Consider the following 14,662-nt stretch of genomic DNA (forward strand, 5'->3'; position numbering starts at 1 on the left):
ACATAAGGTCGGAGCATTAAGACGAACGCCGATTTGCTCTATTCCCTGACCTTCGAATTATTTTGCGGGCCGTGGAATAACCTTTAACGCCGGACGTCTTTCTAGTCCCAGCGTAGTGACCAGCCAGACACCCATGCATGAACTCGACGAACAGTTACGTGAACTCATCCCCAGGTTGCGGCGTTTTGCCGTGTCGCTGACGCGCAACAGCAGCAGCGCCGACGACCTGGTGCAGGCCACTCTGGAACGGGCGATCATCGCCTGGGCCGATAAACGTCTGGAAGGTGACCTGCGCGCCTGGCTGTTCTCGATCCTCTACCGGCAGTTCCTCGACGCCCACCGCCGCAGCCGACGCTATGCGCGCATGCTCGAGTTCTTCACCGGCCGCGATGACGCGCAGCCTTCGGTGGAGCGCACGGTGATGGCCCAATCCACCCTGCAAGCCTTCGATCAACTCACCGCCGAACAGCGTGCCCTGCTGCTGTGGGTGTCTGTCGAGGGCTTGAGCTACAAGGCCGTGGCCGAGATTCTCGACGTGCCCATCGGCACGGTGATGTCACGCCTGTCCCGCGCACGCCAAGCGTTGCGTCAACTCAGCGATGGCGAAATTGCCGGCCCTGCCCTGCGGAGACTCAAATGATCAGCCTGCCCCCCAGCGAACGCGACTTGCATGCCTACGTCGATCACCAATTACTGGAGAGTGACCGCCGAGTGCTTGAAACCTGGCTGGCCAGCCACCCCGAAGTGGCCGCCCAGGTCCAGGCCTGGCAACAGGATGCGCAATTATTGCGCGCGTCTTTAAGCGGCGCCCTGCAACAGCCGAACAACCCGGCACTGGACCCGGCGCTGATTCGCCAGCGTATCAAGCGTCAGACCCGCCGCCACTTCGCCACCGCGGCGCTGCTGCTGATTGCCGTGAGCCTCGGCGGAATAGGCGGCTGGCAGGCCAGAGAAGCCACCCAGCCGCCGCTATTGCCGATGACCGATGCCATGCAGGCCTACCGCCTGTTTGCCCAGGACGGCATCATGCCCGCCGACTTCAGTGCCGAGGGTAGCGGCACTATGCAGGCCTGGCTCGACCGCTATTTCAATCAAGCCCACCGCCTGCCCGACCTGAGCCAGGCGGGGTTCAAGCCGGTCAGCGGGCGCCTGCTCACCACCGACCAGGGCGCGGCAGCCATGGTGCTATACCAAGACCCGCAAGGCCGGCGCATCAGCTTCTATATACGACCGCCAGGCCCGAACAACGGTTTCCTGCCCCGCGGCAGCCGCAGCGCCAATGGCTTGCAGGCCGAATACTGGTCAGGCGGCGGCTATAACTACGCAATGGTCAGCCCGGTAGACCAGCCCACCACACCGTTGATGAAGTTCTAGAAGCCCACATCCAGCACCACGTTGTCGACATAGGTGCCGCCTGGTGGCGTGGGCTGGTCGGTGTAGATCCGCGCGTTGTAGTTGTAGACCTGGCTGCCGATGCCCAAGCCGTTGCCAGGGTTGATCTCGGCCGTGGAGCTGGCGCGCCGCGCCGCACCGACACTGCCCCAACGCGTGGTGCCGGCGCTTTTGAAAATGTCGTAGGCCAGGTAGCTCGTGCCGGAAATCATACGCCGGCGCCCGCCGACGCTGACCGGGTTCTGGCCGTCGCTCAAGCCCACGGTATAGGCACTGCCCTTGGTGCAGGCGATGTTGATGGTCTGTCCGGTCACCGCGGTAAACCCACTGACCACCGGCGCGCTGCCAAAGCTGATATTCGGCGCGGTGATCTGGCAGTCATTGGTCACGGTCATGCTGACGGTCAGGGACGCCGTGCCGCTGCCAATGTCGCGCCCCAGGCAGATGCCGCCAATGCCGATCCCCGAGCAATAATTCCAGTTCCAGGCGATGTTCAATGTCTCGGTATACAAGCCGGCCGCCACGTTGCTGCCGGTGATGCTGCTCAGGTACAGCGGTACGGTTTTCGCCCCGGGCCCGGCGATCAGGCCAATGCTTTGGGCAATCCCGCCGGCGCCACCAAAATCGAATTGGCTGCCGCGGGTAATCGGGTAACTGGTGCTGTTGTTGCCATAAATGGTGTAGCCGATCACATCACCGGTCGGCCCGACCATGCCCCCCGTGGCCGAGGTGATCGTGGCGTAGAAGTGGTCGGTGGACACCAGCAACGAAATCAACGCCGAGGTGCAGCTCAACCCGGCGTTGGTGGTGGAACTGGTTTGCGCAGCCGTGCGCACTGTCATCGAACTGATCGAGCCAAAACTGGCAGGTACGGTGGAAACCACCGAGCATACCGCCATTGCCTGCCCAGAAAACAACACCGCTGCTGCATACAGCCATGCCTTATGCCTCACCCGAAGCCTCCTTGCTCAGTTGCTCATTGGCACACTAACGGCCCGATCAGGGGCACGTCCTGTTGTTGCACATCGATATCGAATCTCACCTGGCAGGTCCGACCTTCACCGAGGGTAACCTGCAGGGTGTTGTGGCCACTGAGGTTTTCCAGATAGACCAGGCCATCCCAACCCACCACCGCCTGGGTGTTGCTTTGCTCATGCACCACCAGGCTGCCCAGCGGCAACTCCTGATGCTGGCGGTCCACCAGCGTGATACTGGCGGCGAGCACCCGGCGCAGCGGGAACTCCAGCAGATAGCCGCTGCCCCGGCGTACCGAGACGCGCTGTTCAACATTGGGGCTCTGCACATTCGCCGGCAGGTTCAGCGGGTCGATCTCATATTTGCCGCGGTAATAGGCACTGCTCCACGGCACCAGCAAGTGGCCATTGCGGTCGGTCTGGCCCACCAACTGGTTTTCGTAGCGCACCGGAATCCCGGCAAACCCTTGGGTACTGACCACCACAAACGCGTCATTGATGCGGTTGGCGGCAAAGGTCTGGCCGCCCATCCACACCAGTGAGCCGCTGGCATCCGCCCAACGCGTCTGGGCATCGCTGCTGCCGTACACCCCGGCCTGCAACTGCACCGACTGCAAGCGCCAGGTCAGGTCGGCTTGCCGATAGGTCGGACTATCGCCCTGGGCATAGCCGAGGTTGTAGCCGACGCCGCCTTCGCTGGGCACCGAGCGGCTGTAGTTGATGCGCTGGCGACTGGCACCGTCCTTGCTGCGCTCGGTACTCAAGGCCAGGCTGCCGTTGAGGTCGAACGGGATGACCAGTTGCGCTTGCATGGCCCAGTTGCTGTCACCGATCTCACGGTTGGCCGACAGGTAGAAGCTGGTGTTACGCCACAGCGGTTTGCTCCAGCTCAGGTTGAGCAGGCGCGTGCGCGAATCGTCCGCCGCCTGCACGTCGAAATAGCCCAGGCCCAGGCTGCCGAAACGCTCAAGGTTGAGGCTCAGGGTCGCCTGCTCGCTGCGCTTGCTGAGGCTGGCATAAGGGGTGTCGACCAGGGTCAGGTCGGCATACTCGTCGCGCCGTTCCACCCGTTGGTACATCAGGCTGTAGCGCGTGCTGTTGTACTGGTAGCCGAGGCTCAGTTGCCGGCCGCTGCGGCCGTCGAACTGGCTCTGGCTGACGGCGGTATTGAGCACGCCGAAGTTACCCAGGCGCAGGTTGCCGCCGAGCCCGCCGAGGGTCAGGTCACTGGACGCTTCGGCGTGGCTTTCCAGGGTCAGGTTGTCCGAATAGCCATAGCGAAAGGTGCCGCTGGTCACGCCCGGCCCGTAGCCGAAATCCCGCAGGGTGTAGTCGCGGCGCAAGGTGCCGGCGGCCACCGAAAAATCCGTCAAGCCTTGTTGCAGCAAGGTGCTGGTCACATAGAACGGCACTGTGGTCGAGACCTGGCGACCCAGCGCATCGGTGGTGACCACCACGGCCTCACCAGCACCGTTGATGAATGGGATGTTGGTCAAGGTGTAAGGGCCAGGTTGCAGCTGCGCGCTGTCGGATTTGTAGCCGTTGATAAACAGGTCCACCGACGAGGGCACCGCCGCCTCACCGGCAAACTGCGGCAAGGGGTAAGTGACCAGGTCCGGGCGTACAGAGAAGTCCCGAGACAGTTGCACCCCGCCCAGGCGCACCGAGCTGCTCCAGGGCAGCGAGCCGCTGATCACGTCGCCGGCCTCGTAAGTGAGCAGGCGCTCATCATCGGAAAACCGCCAAGTAGTGTCGTAGCGCCGGTAGCCGTTATTGAGGGGGCTGTCGATGATGCCATCGGCCAGGGTCTGACGCAGTTGCCCGGTGTTGGACAAGGTGCCCCAATTGTCGAACAGCCGCACCTCGTTCCAGGCGGCCAGGTAACTACCACCGTCGTCGGTGTCGTTGAAATACACGTCATAGTTGAGCAAGGCGCCGAAGCTGCTCATGGCCTGGGTGCGCGGGTACGTATTGCGGTGACCGATAAACTGTTCCTGCAACCATGACGGCGGCACATCCAGCAGCAGGCGCTGGCCATGGCTGTCATAGTCGCTGTGGAGGCCGGGCACCTGGTCGAGGGCCACGCTGCCGACGGGCTCACCGGGCAGCTTCATGCCCACGTCCTGCAGGGCGCTGGCGGGCACAAACAGCTGGCCAGCACGCTGGTCGACCGCGATGACCCGGCCGGTGTCCATCTGGTTGACCACCAATTCCAGGAACAGCTGCGCATCCGCGACTGCCTCCATGCTGCTCGGCGGCGGCGGCAATTCCCCCGCCACTGCGGCGCCCCACAGTCCGCTTGCCAATGCCACCGACGGCCATAAACCCCGAGCCCAGCCACGACTCTCGCTGGTGTTAGGTCCTTCCATGGACATCTCCATCCTGTCAAACCCGGGGCTTAAGCCCGTCCCGCTACAACCATCACCGCTTCGGCGCCAGGCTCTCCAATTGCGACGCGCCGTTGACCCGCACTTGCAACGGCTGGTCCGCCAACACCGTATCCGGCACTGGCCAACGCATGCTTGCACCCGGTAATACATAACCGAGCAACCCTTCCACCAGCGGTCGGGCCTGCCCGCCCTGTTTGAACGAGGCATCGGTGAGCCGCGCATGCACGGCGCCCTGATTGCGCACCTCGATGTAACTGCGCCCACCCACGTTGACCTTATGCCAACTCAGGTCCGGTTTGCCCGCGCCCTTGGGGTCACGTTGGCGGGTGGCGTCGTCCTTGCTCCAAAGGCCAGCGCCGTAGGCAAACAACGGCACCGAATAACGCATCTGGAAGCGGATCGCCGCCGCGGTGTTCTTGCCCTCCGGCGGTGCGGGCACCTGCAGCGCCGAGGGGATTTCATCGATGATGATGCGGTAGGCCAACTCCTGCCCCGGCGGCACTTCACGGGTGCGGGTCAGGCGCACCAGTTGCTTCTGGCCAGGTTCTATCCTGGCCACCGGCGGGCTGCCGATCACATCGCGCTGGTTCTGGTACTGCTCGTCGAAGCCGTTCTGGCTCCAGGCAAATACGCGAATCTGCAGGTTGGCGGTCTCGGTGCCACGGTTTTCCAGCCACAACGCACTGGCCTGTTGATCGGCCTCCAACACCGGGTCGATGGGCCAGATCAGCACCGAACTGGCTGCCTGCACCAGCCCCGCGCTGCACCAGAGCCCCAAGGCAATACCCGCGGCCCACCACCGCCGGGACGTTGAACGCATATCTGCACTCCTCAATACCGTTAGCCTTACCACGACAGCTGCACCTGCAACGTGTCGCTGTACGTCCCCCCGGGCTGATTGCCCGGCAATACCACCCGCCCGTAAATCGGCAGGCTGATGGTGTTTGCATCGCTGTAGCTCACACTGACGCTCTGGCTGATGCCCAGGCTTTGGCTGAATGCCGCATCCCGAAACAACTGATAAGCCACTCGCGCGCTGCCCGTGTTGAGCTGCAAATTGCGCCCGGTGCTGCTGTGCAGGCCGCCATTCACACTCATGCTCAGTGCCACTCCGGGCGTGCATTGCAAGGTCACCCCGCCGGTGATGGCCGCAGTAACCGTGCCAGTGGCCAGGGCCGAATAGCTGCCGTAGGCCAACGCGCCGTAGTTGGAGCCGCCGCCCACGATCAGGCAGCCTGGGGTAATGGTCGCGCTGACCTGGAAGCTCTGGCTGGTCACCGCCGCCAACGGCAGCGGCAACGCCAGCCCACAGGCCAACCACGCTCTGAGCCACATTGTTAGAACGTCAGCTCCACGGCCACGGTGTCGGTGTAGGTGCCCGCCGGCAGCCCCGCCTTACCCACCGCCCGCCCATACAGGCCCACGGTTTGCGCCACGCCGGTACTCGCGGCAAGTGTGATCACGCCATCGATGGCCAGCAGCGAAGAGAAACCGCTGTCGGTGTAGAAGTCGTACGGTACAAAGTTGCCCGCGCCATCGGCCAACGCACGGGTGCCACCCGGCGAGGCACCGTCATGGGCACCGGCGCGCACTTTCACCGCCGGCGTGGTGCCGGCCGAACACAGGATCGACAACGCCCCGCCGGTGCCGGTGCCGCCGAGTAATTGCGCATCGGCATTGGTAAACAGGCTGTTGGTGGTGCCGAAGTTCAGGCTACCGAAGTTCAGCCCGGTGGCCGCCCCGGAGCCGTTGACCTGGCAACTGGCGATCAAGGTCAGGCTGGAGGTGATCTGCCCGGTCACCGTGGTCGCCGCATTCAGGCTGGAAGCCATCGCCAGGCCCAGGGCACAGACGCCTATTCGCGATACAAGTACATGCATGATATTCATCCTCATGGTTTACCAATCCAGAGTCACCGTCAGGGTGTCTGTGTAGATGCCGGCCGGTAAGGCCCTGGTATTCGCCACCACGGAGCCGAATACCGGGATGGGTACTTGGGTGCCCTGGGTCACGACGAAGTTGCGTTGCTGGCCGATGCGATAGGCGCTCTGGCCCAAGGCATCGGCCGAAAGGCGATAGGGGATGGTCTGGCGACCGTTGCTCAGGCGGCGCGTGGTGCCGTCGCCGTGGGCACCGCCGTCGATGGTCACAGTGAAGCTGCTGACCACCGAAGGGTTGCAGGACACCGACAGCGGCGCCTTGTCGCCATCGGCAATGGTTGCGCCCAAGGTGTCGTTCCAGGTCGGCCCCTGACTGCCGAAATCGAGCAATGCGGTACCACCTTCGGGGGTTACCGGCGCACGCTCCACGCCTTTGCTGACCTCGCAACTGGCGGTGATTACCAGGCGTGCGTGGATCTGCCCGTTGACCGCGCCCGCCAGTGCATCATCGGCCGGCAACAGCAAGGCGCCCAAGGCCGCAACGGCCAGGCAGCGGCTTACCATGTGACCGTAACCTTGAGCAGGTCGGAGTAACGGCCGACGGTGGGGATATCTTTGAGCGGTTCGATGCGGCCATACAACGGTAAGTCGACCGAGCCGGAGTCCGGTACGCGGCCACTGATCGGCACGTCCACCGGCAAAGGGATCAACCGCGCAGCGTCAGCATAGATTCGATAGGGGATGGGTTTGCTTGAGGCGGCCGCATTGGCGAGGTAGCGCACCTCGCCTACGCCGCCATGCAGCCCGCCATCAACGCGCATCTGATAAGGCGTGTCAGGGTTGCATTCCAGGCGCGGCTGGCGCTGGCTGATCAGGGCCGCACTCAGGGGGCCGGCCAGATCATCCAGGCGCGGGCCGCTGCCGAAATTCAATACGCCCAGTTGCTCGATGCCCGCATTACGGGTGGTGCCCACCAACTGGCAGCCGCGCTGCACGTCGATACGCACCTCCACCTGGAGTTGCGCAGCGTCAGCCGGGTTGCAGAGCATCGCGCCCATGACAGCCAATACCGCCGATCCCTTCACAGCCCCAATTCCTTATACAGGGGTGACAACTTTGTATGAGGTTAGCCATCGAAAAAGAAACTGCCAGTTTGGATGGCTTCTTGGAGTGGCATGCTTTTTTGAGATAGCTGCTGGCCTTCTTCCCTATTGGTCAAATCGAGGCAGGCGTCCTAGAGTGAACGACCGCCGCAACACAGAGTGATACTCCATTGCCCGTGCTTTCCCTGCTCCACCGCCTGTTCGCGAAACAACCCAGTCTCTCGGACGCCTCGCCTATCCCGGCATACTTCCAAAAAAAGGCCGAGCAACAGGGCTATACCCTCAGTGACGGGCAAATCCGGGCGATTACCGCCCTGAATCGCGAGACCCAACGCCTGCTCAACGGCAAAGCCGCCCGTAGCCTGTACCTGCACGGCCCGGTGGGGCGCGGCAAAAGCTGGCTGCTGGACGGGTTCTTCCAGGCCCTGCCCATTGCCGAAAAGCAACGTGTGCACTTCCACGACTTTTTCGCCCGACTGCACCAAGGCATGTTCCTGCACCGCGGGCGTGACGACGCCCTGGCCATCACCCTCGATCAGCTGCTGGCCGGCTGCCGTGTGCTGTGCTTCGACGAGTTTCACGTCCACGATATCGGCGATGCGATGCTCATCAGCCGTTTGTTCAAAGCGCTTTTCCAACGCGGCATGCTGGTGCTGGTAACCTCCAACTATCCGCCCGAAGGGTTGCTGCCCAACCCGCTGTACCACGAACGATTCAAGCCGGTGATCGACCTGATGGCTGCGCGCATGGACGTGCTGGAAGTCAGCTCGCCCCAGGACTTTCGCAGCCTGCCCCAGGCCCACGCACAACAGCGCTTTACCAGCGGCCAATATGTGTGGCCCGGTACGCCGACCCAGCGTGAAAGCCTCGGGCTGCCGGCCCCGGATTGCCTGGCGCAACCCCTGGATGTTGGCACTCGACAGCTACTGTGCCGCGGCCACCAGGGGCGAACCATCGTGTTCACCTTCAACGACCTGTGCGAACAGCTCACGGCGGTCATGGATTACCTGCTGCTGTGCAAGGATTTCGACCACTGGATCATCGACGGCCTGCCGCATTTGGCCGAATGCCCAATTGCCGTGCAGCAGCGTTTTATCAACCTGGTGGACGTGCTCTATGACCAGGACAAACGCCTGACGCTCATCGGCCACCAGCCCCTGGATAAATGCCTGGAAGGTCAGGCCATCGACCTCGCCCGCACTGCCAGCCGCCTGCGCCAGTTGCAAACACCCTGCGCGCAAACCGCCCCCGACCCGGTATCATGAGCGCCTTTTACGCCCCCCATCCGAGTGCCGCGCTGTTCATGACTACCCTCGCCCAACTCAAGGCCGGCCAATTGGCCGGCGCCACGCGCCTGGACCTCGCCTGCGGGCTGACCGAGTTCCCCCGGGAAATCTTCCAACTGGCCGACTCCCTGGAAATCCTCAACCTCACGGGCAATGCCCTGAGCAGCCTGCCCGACGACCTGCATCGCCTGAGGCACTTGCGGGTGCTGTTCTGCTCGGACAACGCCTTTACCGAGTTACCACAGTGCCTGGGTCAGTGCGCGAAGCTGAGCATGATCGGCTTCAAGGCCAATCGAATCAGCCACGTGCCCGCCGCCGCACTGCCACCCCAGTTGCGCTGGCTGATCCTCACCGATAACAGCATCAGCCAATTGCCCGATGAACTGGGGCAGCGCCCGTTGCTGCAAAAGTTGATGCTGGCCGGTAACCAACTGACGCACCTGCCGCATAGCCTGGCCCAATGCAAAAACCTGGAGCTGATCCGCATCGCCTCCAATCGCCTTACACACCTGCCGGATTGGCTGCTGACGCTGCCGAGCCTGACCTGGCTGGCCTACGCCGGCAACCCGGTGGAAATGGCCGTGACCGTGACGGGCGATGATGGGACGCCGAACATTCCCTGGTCTGAACTGGAACTGGGAGAAGTATTGGGCGAAGGCGCTTCCGGGATCATTCACAAAGCAATCTGGAAACCCCAGGCGCTACCGGTCGCGGTCAAGCTATACAAGGGCACCATCACCAGCGACGGGTCACCGCAGCATGAAATGCAAGCCTGCATTGCCGCCGGGCTGCATACCAACCTGATCAAGGTGCAAGGCCGTGTCATCCGGCACCCGCAGGATCAGGCGGCATTGGTCATGAGCCTGATCGACCCGAGCTACCGCAACCTCGCGGCCCTGCCTAGCCTGGCGTCCTGCACCCGGGACATCTACGAACCCGAAACGCGTTTCAGCCTCGACGTGGCGCTGCGCATGGCACAAGGGATCGCTTCGGCGGCGGCGCACTTGCACCGTCAGGGGATTACCCATGGTGACCTGTATGGCCACAACATTCTGTGGAATGCGACGGGTGATTGTTTGCTCGCAGACTTCGGCGCGGCGTCATTCCATGCCACGGTCGACACCTTGGAATCCAGGGCGTTGCAGCGTATTGAAGTGCGCGCATTCGGGGTGTTGCTGGGGGAATTGTTGGAGCGGGCTGCAGGGGCAGTAAGTGAAGACCTGATTGAACTGCAAAAAAGCTGCTGCCAGCCCGATGTGTTGGCGCGGCCAAGCTTTGATGAAATTGAAGGCGTACTGAGCTCTATCTAACACCGCTGAAACAATGTGGGAGGGGGCTTGCTCCCGATAGCGGTGTATCAGCCACAGTATCTGTGTCTGAACCACTGCAATCGGGAGCAAGCCCCCTCCCACATTTTTGACCGTATTTGTCCAGTGACTAGCCAGCCAGGCCGACAAACATATCCTGCACATCATCATGGTTGTCCAGGCCTTCCAGGAACGCCTCGACTTCGGCCATCTGCTCATCCGTCAAGCCACTGACCGGGTTCTTCGAGAGGTAGCCCAATTTGGCCGACAGCACGGTAAAACCCTGCTCCGGCAAGGCCTTTTGCACGGCATCCAGGTCGGTGGTTTCGGTGATGAACAGGGTGGTGCCCTCTTCTTCACCGTCTTCAAAATCCTGGGCGCCGGCTTCAATGGCGGCCATTTCCGGATCCGCGTCCGGGGTATCCGGCGAGGCTTCGATCAGACCGACATGGTTGAAGTCCCAGGCCACCGAGCCAGAAGCGCCCAGTTGGCCCTTGCGGAATGCCACGCGGATTTCCGCCACGGTGCGATTGATGTTGTCGGTCACGCACTCGACGATCAATGGCACCTGGTGCGGGGCAAACCCTTCGTAGGTCACGCGGTGGTATTGCACGGTTTCACCGAGCAGACCGGCGCCCTTCTTGATTGCGCGGTCCAGGGTTTCCTTGGGCATCGAGGCTTTCTTGGCTTGCTCCACCACCAGGCGCAGGTGCGCGTTGGTCGCGGTATCGGCACCGTTACGGGCGGCGATGGTGATTTCTTTCACCAGCTTGCCGAAGATCTTGCCCTTGGCATTGGCTGCCGCTTCTTTATGTTTGACTTTCCACTGTGCGCCCATGACTCACTCTCTACTATCCATGGCGCCGAAACGTCTACTGGCCGGCGCTTTGGGGGCAGAGTTTATAGCGCAAAAACACTCTAATCCACCAAAAAACCGGCCAGGTGCCTCAGGTGCGCAGGGGTTTGCCTGTGACGTTGCGATCAGGGACGAAGTCCCCGACCTGGGCCAGTACCGCAGGCCTGGCGTTCCAGTAGGGCATCAGCACCAGCGACGAAAACAGCGCCGCGCCGGCAAAGACGATAAATACCGTGACCGTATCGAAGTAGCCCGGCAGCAAACCGCCAAGGATCGCCCCCACCGAACCGCAACCATTGACAAAACCTGCCGCCGTGGCGCCGGCCTTGGCGGTGCCGAAGTCGATGGCCGCCGTGCTGCTGATCATCGAATCAGGGCCGTACAGGGTCAGGCCCATCACAAACAGCAGGGCCATCACCAGCACCACGCTGCCGGTGTGCAGCGCGCCCATGAACAACGCCAAGGCTACGGTCAGCGCCAGCAGGCTCAGCACGCAGGCGGGCATGCGCCGGGCGCCGAACAGTTTGTCGGAGGCCAGGCCGATCAGCACCGGCCCGAGCAAGCCGGCCAGCTCAAACGCAGTAGGCACGATGGCCGCGCCAACCTTGCCCACCGATGGCATCTGCTCGTAGACGATCACCGGGCCCCACAACAGGATCGCGTAGCGCGCCGGCTTGAGCAGGAAGTACGCCAGCCCCAGGGTCAACACCGTGCGATTGCGCAGGATCGCACGCAGCGGTTCGAGCACGCTGATGCGCTTATCAGCAGCAGCCTCTTCAGCGCTCAAGACCGGCTCGGGCTCCACCGCCGGCAAGCCTACATCCTGCGGGGTATTGCGCTGGAACATAAAGAACAGCACGGCCACCACCGCCACCACTGCGGCGCTGGAGATAAACGCCGCGTGCCAACTGCCGATCAGCGTATACGCCCACCAGCCGGCAAACGGCGACGCGACCAAGCCGCCAAAGGCGTAGCAAGAACTCCACAGCCCCAACACCCGCCCCCGCTGTTGGGCCGGGAAGAAACTGCCAAGGTTCTTGCACAACCCCGACCAACCGGTGGATTGCGCCAAGCCCTGGATCAACATGCAGGTGACGAAGATCGGCAAGGTGGCGAACGTGCCCATCACCAGCGCCGCGGCGGCGGAAACCAGCAAGCCGCCGAGCACCACCACCCGCGGCCCGAAGCGGTCGGCGAGCATGCCCCAGGTGAACTGGCCCACGGCGTATGCGGCGAGGTAAAGGCCATCCAGGTTGGCCATCATCATTTTATCGAGGGGAAAACCCGGGTCGTCGCCAATCCCCAGCTTCGCTACGGAAAATGCTTTGCGGGTGAAATAGAAAGCGGCGTACGCCAGCCAGGTGATGGCGAAAATCTGCACGCGCCAACGCTTGATGCTACCCATAGGGATATTCATGGTGGTTCTGACCTCAGGTGTGAGTGTGCCGGCAGAATCGGAAGAAAACGCCTGTTGTTTTTATGGTTGAGCACTGCAATGCCGGGCCTTGGTGGCGCAACATTGGTCAGATGGGTGCGGTAGGCCTGCGCCCATGGCCACCGAGGTTGTAGGACTCAACCTACGGCGACTGAGGTGCATCAAAGCAATGGCTGACTAATAGGTAAAATCGATTTATCGTATTTCAAATATAAGCCCAGCTTGTAAGAGGATTGCGCCATGTCGGTTTCCCATGCCCAGCTCAAGGCCTTCCACGCAGTGGCCGTCCACGGCAGTTTTACCGGGGCCGCCGAGCGCCTGTTCCTGACCCAGCCGGCGATTTCCGACCAAGTACGCAAACTCGAAGAGCGCTTCGGTGTGCTGCTGTTTCACCGCAACAAGCGCTCGGTACGCCTGACCGACCTCGGTGAACGCCTGCTGGGCATTACTCAACGCCTGTTTGTGATCGAGGCCGAAGCCGAGGAATTGCTGCAGGACTCCCGCGCCCTGCTTACCGGCACCCTCACCCTGGCGGTGGATGCCCCGGTGCATGTACTGCCGCAGATTGCGCGCTTCTGCCAGCTGTACCCCGGGATCAGCGTGAAGATCGAAACCGGCAACACCGATGAATCGTTACTGCGCCTCTATAACTATCAGGCCGACCTGGCGTTGCTGGGGCGCGATGTCGACGATGCGCGCCTGTTGTCGCTGCCCCTGCCCGACGACCAGCTCCTGGCGTTTGTCGCACGCAACCACCCTTGGGCCGGACGCGAGTCGATCTGCCTGGCCGACCTTGACGACACACCCTTGGTATTGCGCGAAATCGGCTCGGTCACCCGTCAGACCCTGGAGCAGGAAATGAGCCAGGCCGGCCTGCGCATTCGCCCGGCGATCCAGGTGGAAGGCCGCGAAGCCGCCCGCGAGGCGGTGGTGGTGGGTATTGGCGTGGGCGTGGTGTCGGCAGCCGAGTTCGGCGCCGACGCACGGGTGTACGCCATGCCGATCCGCGATTGCACCCAGCGCATGAAGGAAACCCTGGTGTGCCTGAAGGAACAGAGCTCACGTCGGGTGGTGGCGAGCTTTTTGGAAATCGTGCGTGAGAGTCTTCACGCCAATTCGAAAAATGCCTGAATCAAGCGCAGCGAGCGGCGCCGTTCCATGCACCCGAGCATATGCCGGTTGAGCAGGCCATCGCCCAGGATCGGCACCGCTTGCACACGCGGGTCCGGGCTGACTTCCATCGACGACACCACACCCACGCCCAACTCTGCCGCGACCGCTTCAGTCACGGCTTCACGGCTGTCCAACTCCAGCAGCACCTTGGGCTGCACATGCGCCGCCAGGCAGGCGTCGTCAAAGGTGCGCCGGGTGATGGAGCTGGGCTCGCGCAGCACCATGATCACCTCGTGCAATTGCGTCAGTTGAATGCCTTCGGGCTGGTTTGCCCACGGATGTGCAATCGGTACTAACGCGCAAATCCGCGACTCACCCATGGGTTGCAAGTGCAGGCCATTGCGCGGCTCCACCTCGGTAAGCACCGCCACGTCCGCATGTTCGGACAGCAGCGCCGCCAGGGCTTCCTGGGCATTGCCCAAGCGCAGGTTCACGGTAATGCCCGGGTAGCACGAGCGCAGGCTGGCGATCATCGGCATCACCAAGTGCGGGCCATCGGCGGCCACTTCCAGGCGCCCGGTGAGCAACTGGCGGTTGGCCTCCAGCATGGTCTGCGCCTCGTCCACCAAACCGAAGATCGCCCGGGTAATGGCCGCCAGGCGCGCACCCTCCTCGGTCAACTCCACGCGCCGGGCGGTACGGCGCAACAACGGGATCTGGTAGTGCTCCTCCAACGCCTTGATATGCCCGGTCACCGCCGGCTGGCTGATAAACAGTCGAGCGGCTGCCCGGGTAAAACTGCCCTCGCGGGCCACCGCATCGAATGCACGTAGTTGGAACAGGTTCATAGTTATCGGCCTCACTGATAGCTCGCATAACAACAAACAATTTGATTGATAACAAGCCAAACTGCAATTTAGGCGCCG

At 62.6% G+C, this 14,662-nt stretch carries 15 protein-coding genes; 5 read left to right on the forward strand and 10 right to left on the reverse strand.

Annotated features, from left to right (window positions below; all coding sequences use genetic code 11):
* The first annotated feature begins 133 nt into the window (after window positions 1–133).
* A complete protein-coding gene (locus tag KVH01_RS18650; RefSeq protein ID WP_217882403.1) occupies window positions 134–640 on the forward strand; it encodes a sigma-70 family RNA polymerase sigma factor in 507 nt (168 codons plus the stop codon).
* Window positions 637–1,374 carry an anti-sigma factor family protein gene (locus KVH01_RS18655; RefSeq protein WP_217882404.1) on the forward strand — a complete coding sequence of 246 codons (738 nt, stop codon included), beginning with the start codon at window positions 637–639 and terminating at the stop codon, window positions 1,372–1,374. Before KVH01_RS18650 ends, KVH01_RS18655 begins: the two co-directional genes overlap by 4 nt.
* Here KVH01_RS18655 and KVH01_RS18660 read toward each other — a convergent pair.
* Genes KVH01_RS18660 through KVH01_RS18690 form a run of 7 tightly spaced genes read right to left on the reverse strand, consistent with a single transcriptional unit; the run spans window position 1,371 to window position 7,694 of the window.
* Window positions 1,371–2,345 carry a Csu type fimbrial protein gene (locus KVH01_RS18660; RefSeq protein WP_080889093.1) on the reverse strand — a complete coding sequence of 325 codons (975 nt, stop codon included), beginning with the start codon at window positions 2,343–2,345 and terminating at the stop codon, window positions 1,371–1,373. The two genes, KVH01_RS18655 and KVH01_RS18660, sit on opposite strands and share 4 nt — an antisense overlap.
* A gap of 23 nt (window positions 2,346–2,368) precedes the next feature.
* Window positions 2,369–4,747 (reverse strand): fimbria/pilus outer membrane usher protein, encoded by a 2,379-nt coding sequence (locus KVH01_RS18665; RefSeq protein WP_217882405.1) that lies wholly within the window; start codon window positions 4,745–4,747, stop codon window positions 2,369–2,371.
* Between the two features lie 40 nt (window positions 4,748–4,787).
* Window positions 4,788–5,576 (reverse strand): fimbrial biogenesis chaperone, encoded by a 789-nt coding sequence (locus KVH01_RS18670; RefSeq protein WP_217882406.1) that lies wholly within the window; start codon window positions 5,574–5,576, stop codon window positions 4,788–4,790.
* A 26-nt stretch (window positions 5,577–5,602) separates the two neighbouring features.
* Complete coding sequence (locus tag KVH01_RS18675; RefSeq protein ID WP_217882407.1) at window positions 5,603–6,091, reverse strand: Csu type fimbrial protein; 489 nt, start codon at window positions 6,089–6,091, stop codon at window positions 5,603–5,605.
* A 2-nt stretch (window positions 6,092–6,093) separates the two neighbouring features.
* Window positions 6,094–6,636: a Csu type fimbrial protein gene (locus tag KVH01_RS18680; RefSeq protein ID WP_043049972.1), complete on the reverse strand. Its 543-nt coding sequence runs from the start codon at window positions 6,634–6,636 to the stop codon at window positions 6,094–6,096.
* Between the two features lie 18 nt (window positions 6,637–6,654).
* Window positions 6,655–7,200: a Csu type fimbrial protein gene (locus KVH01_RS18685; protein WP_217882408.1), complete on the reverse strand. Its 546-nt coding sequence runs from the start codon at window positions 7,198–7,200 to the stop codon at window positions 6,655–6,657.
* Entirely contained in the window at window positions 7,194–7,694 is a 501-nt protein-coding gene (locus KVH01_RS18690; RefSeq protein WP_455430334.1) for a Csu type fimbrial protein, read from the reverse strand. Before KVH01_RS18690 ends, KVH01_RS18685 begins: the two co-directional genes overlap by 7 nt.
* Window positions 7,695–7,909: 215 nt before the next feature.
* Between KVH01_RS18690 and zapE the strand changes: the two genes are divergently transcribed.
* Both zapE and KVH01_RS18700 read left to right on the forward strand, forming a co-directional pair.
* On the forward strand, window positions 7,910–9,004 hold the full coding sequence (gene zapE / locus KVH01_RS18695) for a cell division protein ZapE (RefSeq protein ID WP_217882409.1): 1,095 nt from the start codon (window positions 7,910–7,912) through the stop codon (window positions 9,002–9,004).
* 38 nt (window positions 9,005–9,042) lie between these two features.
* Window positions 9,043–10,335 (forward strand): protein kinase, encoded by a 1,293-nt coding sequence (locus KVH01_RS18700; RefSeq protein WP_217882475.1) that lies wholly within the window; start codon window positions 9,043–9,045, stop codon window positions 10,333–10,335.
* Window positions 10,336–10,462: 127 nt separating this feature from the next.
* On the opposite strand, the gene KVH01_RS18705 is transcribed toward KVH01_RS18700, so the two are convergent.
* Window positions 10,463–11,170: a YebC/PmpR family DNA-binding transcriptional regulator gene (locus KVH01_RS18705; protein WP_005789254.1), complete on the reverse strand. Its 708-nt coding sequence runs from the start codon at window positions 11,168–11,170 to the stop codon at window positions 10,463–10,465.
* A 109-nt stretch (window positions 11,171–11,279) separates the two neighbouring features.
* Window positions 11,280–12,605: an MFS transporter gene (locus KVH01_RS18710; protein ID WP_217882410.1), complete on the reverse strand. Its 1,326-nt coding sequence runs from the start codon at window positions 12,603–12,605 to the stop codon at window positions 11,280–11,282.
* Window positions 12,606–12,863: 258 nt separating this feature from the next.
* On the opposite strand from KVH01_RS18710, the gene KVH01_RS18715 reads away from it, so the two are divergent.
* Entirely contained in the window at window positions 12,864–13,754 is an 891-nt protein-coding gene (locus tag KVH01_RS18715) for a LysR substrate-binding domain-containing protein (RefSeq protein WP_217882411.1), read from the forward strand.
* Here KVH01_RS18715 and KVH01_RS18720 read toward each other — a convergent pair.
* The gene (locus KVH01_RS18720) at window positions 13,730–14,584 is read right to left on the reverse strand and encodes a LysR substrate-binding domain-containing protein (RefSeq protein ID WP_217882412.1); all 855 of its coding nucleotides are present in this window, start codon (window positions 14,582–14,584) and stop codon (window positions 13,730–13,732) included. The genes KVH01_RS18715 and KVH01_RS18720 overlap by 25 nt on opposite strands.
* Between the last annotated feature and the right edge of the window lie 78 nt (window positions 14,585–14,662).

Origin of the sequence: Pseudomonas khavaziana (assembly GCF_019145205.1) — a bacterium.
GTDB classification, from domain to species: Bacteria; Pseudomonadota; Gammaproteobacteria; order Pseudomonadales; family Pseudomonadaceae; genus Aquipseudomonas; species Aquipseudomonas khavaziana.

Bases quoted from the DNA above. Each gene is read 5' to 3' on its own strand.
- KVH01_RS18650 (WP_217882403.1), top strand. From the start codon at position 134: ATGCATGAACTCGACGAACAGTTACGTGAACTCATCCCCAGGTTGCGG.
- KVH01_RS18655 (WP_217882404.1), top strand. From the start codon at position 637: ATGATCAGCCTGCCCCCCAGCGAACGCGACTTGCATGCCTACGTCGAT.
- KVH01_RS18665 (WP_217882405.1), bottom strand. From the start codon at position 4,747: ATGGAGATGTCCATGGAAGGACCTAACACCAGCGAGAGTCGTGGCTGG.
- KVH01_RS18670 (WP_217882406.1), bottom strand. From the start codon at position 5,576: ATGCGTTCAACGTCCCGGCGGTGGTGGGCCGCGGGTATTGCCTTGGGG.
- KVH01_RS18675 (WP_217882407.1), bottom strand. From the start codon at position 6,091: ATGTGGCTCAGAGCGTGGTTGGCCTGTGGGCTGGCGTTGCCGCTGCCG.
- KVH01_RS18680 (WP_043049972.1), bottom strand. From the start codon at position 6,636: ATGCATGTACTTGTATCGCGAATAGGCGTCTGTGCCCTGGGCCTGGCG.
- KVH01_RS18685 (WP_217882408.1), bottom strand. From the start codon at position 7,200: ATGGTAAGCCGCTGCCTGGCCGTTGCGGCCTTGGGCGCCTTGCTGTTG.
- KVH01_RS18690 (WP_455430334.1), bottom strand. From the start codon at position 7,694: ATGGGCGCGATGCTCTGCAACCCGGCTGACGCTGCGCAACTCCAGGTG.
- KVH01_RS18700 (WP_217882475.1), top strand. From the start codon at position 9,043: ATGACTACCCTCGCCCAACTCAAGGCCGGCCAATTGGCCGGCGCCACG.
- KVH01_RS18705 (WP_005789254.1), bottom strand. From the start codon at position 11,170: ATGGGCGCACAGTGGAAAGTCAAACATAAAGAAGCGGCAGCCAATGCC.
- KVH01_RS18710 (WP_217882410.1), bottom strand. From the start codon at position 12,605: ATGAATATCCCTATGGGTAGCATCAAGCGTTGGCGCGTGCAGATTTTC.
- KVH01_RS18715 (WP_217882411.1), top strand. From the start codon at position 12,864: ATGTCGGTTTCCCATGCCCAGCTCAAGGCCTTCCACGCAGTGGCCGTC.
- KVH01_RS18720 (WP_217882412.1), bottom strand. From the start codon at position 14,584: ATGAACCTGTTCCAACTACGTGCATTCGATGCGGTGGCCCGCGAGGGC.